This is a genomic window from Streptomyces achromogenes subsp. achromogenes, assembly GCF_000720835.1.
In the GTDB taxonomy this organism is placed as follows: Bacteria; Actinomycetota; Actinomycetes; order Streptomycetales; family Streptomycetaceae; genus Streptomyces; species Streptomyces achromogenes.
In genome coordinates this window covers 1-864 of record NZ_JODT01000072.1, presented here as the reverse complement: position 1 = coordinate 864, position 864 = coordinate 1, and the positions used below count along the sequence as shown (strand labels likewise).

The following is an 864-nucleotide window of genomic DNA, read 5'->3' as shown; positions in this document are numbered from 1 at the left end:
GCGATGATGGGCAAGCTGGTGGTGGACTCGGTGGTCACCTGGGCGAAGCAGTACAAGGTCGACGGGTTCCGTTTCGACCTCATGGGCCACCACCCCAAGGCCAACATCCTGGCCGTGCGCAAGGCCCTGGACGCGCTGACCTTGAAGAAGGACGGCGTGGACGGCCGGAAGATCATCCTGTACGGGGAGGGCTGGAACTTCGGGGAGGTCGCCGACGACGCCCGGTTCGTCCAGGCCACGCAGAAGAACATGGCCGGTACCGGCATCGCCACCTTCTCCGACCGGGCCCGCGACGCGGTACGCGGCGGCACCCCCTTCGACGCCGACCCCGGCGTGCAGGGCTTCGCCTCCGGCCTGTACACCGACCCCAACACCTCCCCCGCCAACGGCACGAAGGAGGAGCAGAAGGCGCGGCTGCTGCACTACCAGGACCTGATCAAGGTCGGCCTGAGTGGCAACCTCGCCAAGTACCGCTTCACCGACACCGGCGGCAACGAGGTCTCGGGTGCGCAGGTGGACTACAACGGCGCGCCCGCCGGCTACGCCGACGCCCCCGGAGACGCGCTGGCGTATGTGGACGCGCACGACAACGAGTCGCTGTTCGACGCCCTGGCCTACAAGCTGCCCAAGGGCACGTCCGCCGGTGACCGGGCCCGGATGCAGGTGATGGCCATGGCCACCGCCGCCCTCTCCCAGGGGCCGGCACTCTCCCAGGCGGGCAGCGACCTGCTGCGCTCCAAGTCCCTGGACCGCAACTCCTTCGACAGCGGCGACTGGTTCAACGCCCTGCACTGGGACTGCGCCGACGGCAACGGCTTCGGTCGCGGCCTGCCCCCGGCCGCCGACAACCAGTCCAAGTGGGAC

The 864-nt window shown here is 69.4% G+C and carries 1 pseudogene; it reads left to right on the top strand.

From position 1 onward, the window contains the following. Window positions 1–864 (top strand): annotated as a pseudogene (locus IH25_RS38205) (pullulanase-type alpha-1,6-glucosidase); the annotation flags it as partial.